The organism is Neptuniibacter sp. (assembly GCF_024231755.1).
Classification (GTDB): domain Bacteria; phylum Pseudomonadota; class Gammaproteobacteria; order Pseudomonadales; family Balneatricaceae; genus Neptuniibacter.
In genome coordinates this window covers 1-8,356 of sequence record NZ_JAAEQH010000324.1, presented here as the reverse complement: position 1 = coordinate 8,356, position 8,356 = coordinate 1, and the positions used below count along the sequence as shown (strand labels likewise).

The 8,356-nt window shown below is 45.4% G+C and carries 9 protein-coding genes, 6 tRNA genes and 1 pseudogene; 5 read left to right on the top strand and 11 right to left on the bottom strand.

Translation table 11 applies throughout. The annotated features are described in order from the left end of the window. The 7 genes from GY843_RS18950 to GY843_RS18920 form a co-directional block, all read right to left on the bottom strand. Positions 1–223, bottom strand: a 223-nt coding sequence (locus GY843_RS18950) for a PAS domain-containing protein (RefSeq protein WP_297312016.1), incomplete at its 3' end; no start/stop codon positions are given. Between the two features lie 133 nt (positions 224–356). Next, a tRNA-Val gene (locus GY843_RS18945) sits at positions 357–432 on the bottom strand. Between the two features lie 154 nt (positions 433–586). Beyond that, positions 587–663, bottom strand: a tRNA-Asp gene (locus GY843_RS18940). Between the two features lie 115 nt (positions 664–778). Next, positions 779–854 (bottom strand) — tRNA-Val (locus GY843_RS18935). 57 nt (positions 855–911) lie between these two features. Beyond that, a tRNA-Asp gene (locus tag GY843_RS18930) sits at positions 912–988 on the bottom strand. 35 nt (positions 989–1,023) lie between these two features. Continuing rightward, positions 1,024–1,099, bottom strand: a tRNA-Val gene (locus tag GY843_RS18925). A gap of 34 nt (positions 1,100–1,133) precedes the next feature. After that, positions 1,134–1,210, bottom strand: a tRNA-Asp gene (locus GY843_RS18920). 371 nt (positions 1,211–1,581) lie between these two features. Between GY843_RS18920 and syd the strand changes: the two genes are divergently transcribed. Together syd and GY843_RS18910 are read left to right on the top strand one after the other, a co-directional pair. Beyond that, positions 1,582–2,142: a SecY-interacting protein gene (syd, locus tag GY843_RS18915; protein ID WP_297312015.1), complete on the top strand. Its 561-nt coding sequence runs from the start codon at positions 1,582–1,584 to the stop codon at positions 2,140–2,142. 4 nt (positions 2,143–2,146) lie between these two features. Continuing rightward, on the top strand, positions 2,147–2,734 hold the full coding sequence (locus GY843_RS18910) for a YajG family lipoprotein (protein ID WP_297312014.1): 588 nt from the start codon (positions 2,147–2,149) through the stop codon (positions 2,732–2,734). Positions 2,735–2,791: 57 nt separating this feature from the next. On the opposite strand, the gene GY843_RS18905 is transcribed toward GY843_RS18910, so the two are convergent. Both GY843_RS18905 and msrB read right to left on the bottom strand, forming a co-directional pair. Further along, complete coding sequence (locus GY843_RS18905; protein ID WP_297312013.1) at positions 2,792–3,460, bottom strand: DNA-3-methyladenine glycosylase I; 669 nt, start codon at positions 3,458–3,460, stop codon at positions 2,792–2,794. Continuing rightward, positions 3,457–3,870 carry a peptide-methionine (R)-S-oxide reductase MsrB gene (msrB, locus tag GY843_RS18900; protein WP_297312012.1) on the bottom strand — a complete coding sequence of 138 codons (414 nt, stop codon included), beginning with the start codon at positions 3,868–3,870 and terminating at the stop codon, positions 3,457–3,459. Before msrB ends, GY843_RS18905 begins: the two co-directional genes overlap by 4 nt. Positions 3,871–4,055: 185 nt before the next feature. Here msrB and GY843_RS18895 point away from each other — a divergent pair. The 3 genes and pseudogenes from GY843_RS18895 (at position 4,056) to GY843_RS18885 (ending at position 6,733) form a co-directional block, all read left to right on the top strand. Continuing rightward, positions 4,056–5,270, top strand: a pseudogene (locus GY843_RS18895) (pyridoxal phosphate-dependent aminotransferase). Between the two features lie 109 nt (positions 5,271–5,379). Beyond that, on the top strand, positions 5,380–5,751 hold the full coding sequence (locus GY843_RS18890; RefSeq protein ID WP_297312011.1) for a hypothetical protein: 372 nt from the start codon (positions 5,380–5,382) through the stop codon (positions 5,749–5,751). A 157-nt stretch (positions 5,752–5,908) separates the two neighbouring features. Then, a complete protein-coding gene (locus tag GY843_RS18885) occupies positions 5,909–6,733 on the top strand; it encodes an HDOD domain-containing protein (RefSeq protein ID WP_297312010.1) in 825 nt (274 codons plus the stop codon). A gap of 70 nt (positions 6,734–6,803) precedes the next feature. Here GY843_RS18885 and GY843_RS18880 read toward each other — a convergent pair whose 3' ends face one another. Together GY843_RS18880 and GY843_RS18875 are read right to left on the bottom strand one after the other, a co-directional pair. Then, a complete protein-coding gene (locus GY843_RS18880) occupies positions 6,804–7,283 on the bottom strand; it encodes an exonuclease domain-containing protein (RefSeq protein ID WP_297312008.1) in 480 nt (159 codons plus the stop codon). Beyond that, entirely contained in the window at positions 7,283–8,188 is a 906-nt protein-coding gene (locus GY843_RS18875) for a class I SAM-dependent methyltransferase (RefSeq protein ID WP_297312006.1), read from the bottom strand. The genes GY843_RS18880 and GY843_RS18875 overlap by 1 nt, the downstream gene beginning before the upstream one ends. Between the last annotated feature and the right edge of the window lie 168 nt (positions 8,189–8,356).

Sequence of the window (8,356 nt, the reverse complement as noted above, 5' to 3'; positions counted from 1 at the left end):
TTTCCCCGCATTCATCAGAAAACATGAGGCGTTTTATCTGACGAGCAGAATCAAGATCAGGATAGATTGAGGTAATACTGAGCTTCCCTACAACATCTACGGCAGCATAACCCAGTAGCTTTTCTGCAGCAGCATTGAAAAGCTGAATAATCCCCGCTCCATCAACCCCAATAACAGGATCAGGGCATAGGGATACCAGTACTCTCTCATCTACGTTATTCACAAATAATTCCTAGTTTATTTTTATGATTTTGGAAAATTATTGGGCATAAACGATACATGTTTAAGCAAATAAATACAAAAAGTTATAAACAGAGAAATAAGTAGAAGAAAATACAAGGTAAGAAGCTTTGAAGTGGTGGGCGTGGAGAGGCTCGAACTCCCGACATTCGCCTTGTAAGGGCGACGCTCTCCCAACTGAGCTACACGCCCACTTCAGAAGTGCCTAGTCTAGTACCTTTCAGGCAATTTTGAAAGGACATCACTTACTGTTTGAAGTAAGTGGCGGAACGGACGACTTTACATCGCGACCCGTTACCTATGAAAGATGACAGGCAGGTATTCTAACCTTTCTCTTTCAAGTAAGTGGCGGAACGGACGGGACTCGAACCCGCGACCCCCTGCGTGACAGGCAGGTATTCTAACCAACTGAACTACCGCTCCACATAAAATACGGGACTCGAACCCGCGACCCTCACTCCACCTCGTAGGTGACAGTCAGGTATCGAACCAACTGAACTACCGCTCCGCAGCGGTTGGATTTTCATCCAGCGCTTAGTGGTGGGCGTGGAGAGGCTCGAACTCCCGACATTCGCCTTGTAAGGGCGACGCTCTCCCAACTGAGCTACACGCCCACTAAGCAGATGGCTTATCATTTTACTTCCTTGATCAGCACTTCGATCTTTAGAAGATGGCGGAATGGACGGGACTCGAACCCGCGACCCCCTGCGTGACAGGCAGGTATTCTAACCAACTGAACTACCACTCCACATTGTCTCGTACCGCGACCGGGGCATTATTTAGTGGTGGGCGTGGAGAGGCTCGAACTCCCGACATTCGCCTTGTAAGGGCGACGCTCTCCCAACTGAGCTACACGCCCACTAAATATTCACTATCTAAGCTCTTAAAGATAGTGGCGGAACGGACGGGACTCGAACCCGCGACCCCCTGCGTGACAGGCAGGTATTCTAACCAACTGAACTACCGCTCCACATTTACTACGGGACTCGAACCCGCGACCCTCACTCTCCTTGGAGTGACAGCCAGATATCCAACCAAATGAATACCGCTCCACTTTCCAATTTGAGACTTCGTAGCGCCCCAAACGGAGTGCGAATTTTACGTGTTTTAGCTAGCTTGTCAAACCCCTAAATTAAAAAAAAACTAAAAAGATTTAGATTGAACATTCCTTGTACAAATCAGTAGGTTATGTGTTGGTTTTGTAACCAGAAAATATTGTTTCAGGCTTAAGATCCAGATATGCATAAGTACTGAGAAAACAAACATAAATAGGTTAATATGCCCAGATAATAGGCAGTTCCTGTCAATAGGAACCTTTAAATGTACTCAAGGAATCAATAGATGAGCAGTGCTGTTGAACGGGCTCTGGATAGTTTTGTGCAGAAACTGAACGAACTACAGCCTGAAGCGCCCACCCTTCCCTATAATCCCGATTGGCCTTCAGACTGTTACTTAAACACAGGATCAGCAGGTGAATCTGTCAAATGGAAACCAGCCTTACAAAGTGAGCCTTCAGATATGTTCTCCCGTATGGAGGAAGCATTAGATGAAAGGGTACACCCGGATATTATTGCTTACTTCAGTCGATTTTGGTCGGACCCACTCCCAGCAACCTGTTCCGATGGTGACCTGAGCCTTATCCAGGTTTGGAACCCGGATGATATGGAACGCCTGCGCAGTAACCTTATTGGGCATGCACTATCTAAGCGGCAGCAAAAACGTCCACTGACCTTTTTCTTTGCTTGTGCTGAGCCCGACGATAACTACTTTATCAGTGTAGATAACTTCAGCGGTGAAGTACTGTTGGAACTACCCGGCAAGCCTCCAGTTCGTCGCCTTGCTGACAATTTGGCCGAGTTTCTTAACTCACTTGAGCCACGTAAGATCGAAAATATGGAATAAGCCAATGACCTTTAAAGCAACCATACAAAAAATCTTAATTCTGATCGCAGTGTTATCAATCCTCCCTCTTTCAGGATGTACCACTCTTAATTCTCAGACTCTTGATCTTCACCCTGAAATCCAGGTAAGCCGGCAGTTTTCAAAAGAGAAGCGCTTTGATATCCAACCAAAAGATCTGCGTGTAAATAAAGTGATTGGTCTGCGACACACAGGTAAGGATCCTCAGCCTGAAATAGTCTTGCAAGACAGCTTAAAACTACTCTCTCATACAGCGGAACACGCACTGGAAGATATGGGTATTCGCCGCTTCTATGCCGGTGAATTTACACTAAAGGTCAGCCTTCTGGATCTTAACTATAAGGTTAAAAAATCAGGTCTAAAACAAACTATCGATCTTGATATGAAAATGCGGGTGGAACTGAGCAAAGGAGTCAAAAGTTATACTGGCAATTATGCTACTACCAAACAGCATGTCTTTCTGAATACTCCATCAGAACAAGACAATGAAGAGATTATTGGAAAGTTGGTGAGTGAAACCATGAACCGAGCATTCAATGACCCTCAGCTCTTGGATTTCATTCAATTTAACTAGTGGACTGTAATATATTGACCGAAAAAATAAGGCTGGATTTATCCAGCCTTATTTATTTCACCAGCCCACCGTATAGGAAAGTAAGCGGCTGATCTGGCACAGTGGCCTACCTGACTCCTCCTGCCACTGATTAAAGCTCTCCTGAACTTTGATCAAATCTCTTTTAGCCGTCGGTTTTTTCTCGACAATACCCTGAGCTTTGAGTGCAGCAACCACATCATCGGTGAGAATAAAGGTATCTTTACCGACCATACGTAAAAAATAAGGTCCAGAGTTTCCACCCAACTGATTACCCTGCTTCTTCAGCAGCTCCCATAAACCGATAATATTGTCACTCGGCCATTCAGCAAGCATACGCGCAAAGCTTCCGTTTTTCTGAGCTAGTTCATGCACCATCAACGCATTAATACGTGTTGATTTAATCTTTCCCCAATGCCGGATAAGTTTGTCGTTCTGCATCAGGTTTTCAAGCTGCTCATCACTCATCAGGCAGATCTTTTCCGGATCAAAAGCAAAGAAAGCTTTTTCAAACTCAGGCCATTTAGAATCCACTAACGAATGTTTTAGCCCCGCCCGAAACACCCTGCGTTGCATATCACTCAGTATCCGGTCATCTGGTACAACCGACAGTTCCTCCAAGGTTTTAGGAACGGGTAGCAATGCTTCTATATCCTCACCGCTTTTATGCGCCTGTACATGTTCATAAATCCATTTAAATGATTTCACTTGTCGCCATCCTTTTCAAAATCAAGTGACGCGGAGTTTACGCAGTAACGCAGACCTGTAGGTTGAGGACCATCCGGAAATACATGCCCTAAATGACAATCGCAGCGTGAACAGGTGATCTCGGTACGAATCATACCGTGCGTTACATCCCGGTGTTCATCAATCACCCCATCTGCTGTAGCCTGCCAGAAGCTTGGCCAACCACTGCCCGAATCATATTTCTCTTCTGACCGGAAAAGCGGTTCGCCACAACATTTACAGCGGTAAAGCCCGTCTTGATGATTGTTATAATATTCACCGGTAAAAGCTCTTTCCGTCCCCTTTTCCCGGCATATACGGTACTGCTCAGGCCCCAACAACTCTTTCCACTCCTGCTCGGACTTAATTACTTTTTGTTTTTCATCACCCATAAAACCTCCTAAACAGGAAAATCAACCCTGAACCAGCATAGATACTAGGTATAGCTACTAGGTTTAGTACCACAAAAGGCGTACAATTGGCCTCTTTTTTCAGAGGCTTACGCTTTAGTAGCCTCGTTGCGTTAGGACAACATCTGAGCGGATAGATTCCCGTCAGATGAATGCAGGACATAAAAATGCCAGTTATCCGTAAATCAAACAAGCTGATCAATGTATGTTATGACATTCGTGGACCAGTTCTTCAGGAAGCCAAGCGCCTTGAAGAAGAAGGTCAGCGAATCTTAAAGCTGAACATTGGTAATCCGGCCCCATGGGGGTTTGAAGCACCAGAAGAGATCGTGCAGGACGTTATCCTTAACCTGCCCGCCTCCCAGGGCTACTGTGATTCAAAAGGTTTGTTTTCCGCCCGTAAAGCGGTGATGCAGGAGTGTCAGAAAAACGGAATTAAAAATGTAGGCATAGAAGATATCTACATTGGTAATGGTGTTTCTGAACTAATCGTGATGGCCATGCAAGGCTTGCTCAACGACACCGACGAAATGCTCATTCCGGCTCCGGATTAACCATTGTGGACAGCCGCAGTTAGCCTGAGTGGCGGCAACCCGGTTCATTACCGCTGTGATGAAGAGCAAGGCTGGGCACCTGATATCGAGGATATGCGCAGTAAGATTACTGATCGTACTAAGGGTATTGTTGTTATCAATCCTAACAACCCTACAGGAGCGGTTTATCCGAAAGCGGTTCTCGAACAGATCGTAGACCTTGCCCGCGAGCACAACCTGATTATTTTTGCTGACGAAATTTACGATAAAATCCTGTATGACGAAGCTGAACACACCTCGCTTGCTTCCCTGGCAGACGATGTACTGTTCATCTCCTTCAATGGGCTTTCCAAATCCTATCGAGCAGCGGGTTTTCGTTCCGGCTGGATGATCGTCAGTGGGCCAAAACACAATGCCCGAGACTACGTTGAAGGCCTGGAGATGCTCTCTAGCATGCGTCTGTGCTCTAACGTGCCAACCCAGCACGCTATCCAGACCGCGCTTGGCGGCTATCAGAGTGTTGATGAACTAATCGTTCCAGGTGGACGTTTATATGAGCAGCGTAATTTGGCCTGGGAGATGCTGAATGAGATCCCTGGCGTTAGCTGTACCAAACCAGAAGGTGCACTATACCTGTTCCCTAAACTTGATCCTGAAGTTTATCCGATCAAGAACGACGAGAAGATGGCACTTGATCTGTTACTACAACAGAAAGTCCTAATCGTTCAGGGCAGCGGCTTTAACCTACCAGATACACAGCACTTCCGCTTGGTATTCCTGCCACGTGAAGATGAACTGCGCGATGCGATAGAACGCATAGGAACGTTCCTCAAAACATACGAACAATAATTAAAGGCCGCATATATTGCGGCCTTTTTTGTAAAAACATTGTAACCAAACAGACTTATACTTTAGACTGAAAGCACTGAACTTAAGTCTAACGAATGGAAGGTAAACAATGTTTATCAAGGTAAGAAAGAACTGCGGTATCTACATGGAACACAACGGTCTGGAACAACGTCACCTCGTTCCAGTTACCTCTAACTTTCTGATCAACCTGAACCACGTTGCAGAAATTTCCTTCTATACCATTAAAGAAAGCAAAACACGTTATGATCTGGAACATCATGAAGTGACTGTTCCACCCCACACTCGTGTTATTCACCTGCAGATGAGTTACCTGTTTGGCTCTTACAAAGAAACGGTAAATGACAAGACTACACGTCTAGTGGATCGCAGCTATTACAAGCTTTATTTCATGCCGGAAGAGATGGGGCAGTACGAATCCATCCGAGGCGAGATTGAAGGTATGGTAATAAACCAGGATTAATAAGAAGCGGCATTAGCCGCTTTTTTTTGCCTTAAAATCAAAAACTTCTTGCAAAAGCACCCTGACATCTCTAAATCTTCTATATAGCGCGTTTCATTTTGGGTATGCATAACTTTTCGGAACGCGATAATAAGAATCTGATCTCTAAGGAGTGTATATGGAGATTCGTGAACTACTCGAGCAAACGGACAAACTACCTAACGTACCAGAGGTAGTACGACAGTTAATTCAGCAACTGAACAACCCTGCTGCTGACTACGGTGAGATTGCCGAAAAAGTTTCCCAGGACCAAACGCTCTCTCTAAAAATTCTACGTTTGGTGAACTCTGCTCACTTTGGTCTTAACCGCAAAGTTTCCTCTATTGATCAAGCCGTTGTAATGCTAGGCATGGTTCGCCTGAAAACTCTGGTGATAGCTTCTGGTATCGCGGGCTCAGTTAAAGAAGTTGAAGGGCTGGATCTGAAAAAGTTCTGGAGCGAGTCGTTCCGTATCGCAGCACTTTCCAAGTGGTTTGCCGAACGTGATACAGAAGTTGATCCTGATATCGCTTTCACCGCAGGTCTTATCCATAACATTGGCCTTCTGTTATTCCACCTTGCTCAGCCAGAGCGTGTTCAGGCAATCCAGGCATTGATTGATAAGAGTGGCAGCAGCCGAAATGACGCTGAGAAAGAACTGTTGGGCTTTACCTCTCCTGAAGCGGGTCAAGCTCTGCTGGATATGTGGAGTTTCCCAGAGGAACTGGGCGTAGCTGTACGCCAGTATAAATCCCCAACTTCATTTGAAGAACCTTCTGCTCTCGCCGCAGTAGTTCACCTTGCTTGCGTGGTGAACACAGCAATACAAGATGAGAACGATCTAGAAACACTGCAGGGTAACTACCCCGCCGATGTTGCAACACTGGCGGGTGTATCAGCTGATACTCAAGGAGCATTGGAAGAAGCTCTGACACTCGAATCCGGCCTCGATGGTTTAGCTTAGCAGGCCACACAGTCTCAAACGCAAAACGGCAGCTCAAATAGCTGCCGTTTTTATAATACTTTGAAGAAGATTAAGCTGGAGTACGTACCGCTTTAATACAGGTAAGAATATCTTCAACATCATCCAAAGCCCTGTGTTTCCGATACTGAGCTTTGGCCAGAAAGCCAAACTGTATTAACTGCTCTTTACTTAAAACCCGATCCAAACCTGCCATACGGAAATCAGGCTTCATACCTGTAGCCTGGAACAAGCGTTTTAACCAGAACAGATCAAACTCAAATGCATCACTAATCAGGGTTTTACCTTTAAGTTTCTCATTCAGGCGTTTACAGGCAGAGATGATATCCAGTCCTTTTTTACATAGATCATTTCGATCAATGCCATGCATCTCTTCCGCATAATCATCCCAGTAATGCCAGTTCTCAGCAGTTTCCGGATTGATCAGAAAGCTATCCTGCTCTCCGGTTTCATCATTTTTCCAAGCCACTTCAATCGGGTATGACTCTTTACCCAAACCGCTGGCTTCAAGATCAATACAAATCAGTTCCATTAATTCTCTCTTGTGTACAGTAATACCTTCAGCCCTTTTTCAATTTCCGCTTCGGGGAAATCATCTGGATTCGCTAAACGCTCTTCGAACTTAAAATCCGGACACTCTTCAAGCATAAGCTGTTTTAGAAATTCTGTCCCATTTTTAGGATCATTATGGCAAGCCATAACCTGACTACCATCATGGGTTAGCTCATTTAAGCGACGAATAACTTTACGGTAATCCTTCTCCGCCACAAAACTGCCAGGCTGAAAGCTAGGCGGATCTATTACGATCAGATCGTAAGTTCCCAGTTGACGGACCCTTTTCCAAGAACGAAACAGATCATAAGCCAGAAATGTCACTTTATCTCCAGGAAGGCCATTCAGTCGATGGTTCTCTCTTCCAGTATTAATAGCACCACGGGACATATCTACGTTAACCACGTGATCTGCTCCACCCGCGAGTGCAGCAACTGAAAAAGCACATGTGTATGAGAACAGGTTCAACACCCTTTTCCCGCCAGCATTGTGCATTACCCAACGACGCCCTTCTCGCATATCCAGAAACAGACCGCTGTTCTGGTTACGTTGCGGTTTGACCTGATAAAACAGCCCCAGTTCCATCGTACTCATCTGCTCAGGCACTTCACCCCAGGCAATATCCTGCTGGGACTCTTTACCACGGGAGCGTTGCTGCACCACTAACGCTTCGATTTCTGAAACACCCCGCAGGCACTGAGTTAACTCGTTTACCCAGTCAGGCTCCACTTCCCTGTACAAACGAGCTACGGCATAAGGGGGAAACCAATCAATCACAAGGTGCTCGAACCCGGCGAAGCAATGACCTCGTCCGTGAAATATTCTGCGCGATTCACCCTTAGCAAGGTTAATCTGTTTCTTTACTTCTTCGAGAACCTGTAGCATAAATTTCCTGTGTAAAACCTGATGGTTATATCGCCGTAAGAAAGAGGTGCTAGATTATAGGCTTGGGTCATTTGATGCACCAGAATTTAACAGAACTTTACAACGGTTCAGGACTTGAAACTTTTAGTAAACACCCTTATCTAAGATTGCAGAATCACTTATTGAGCG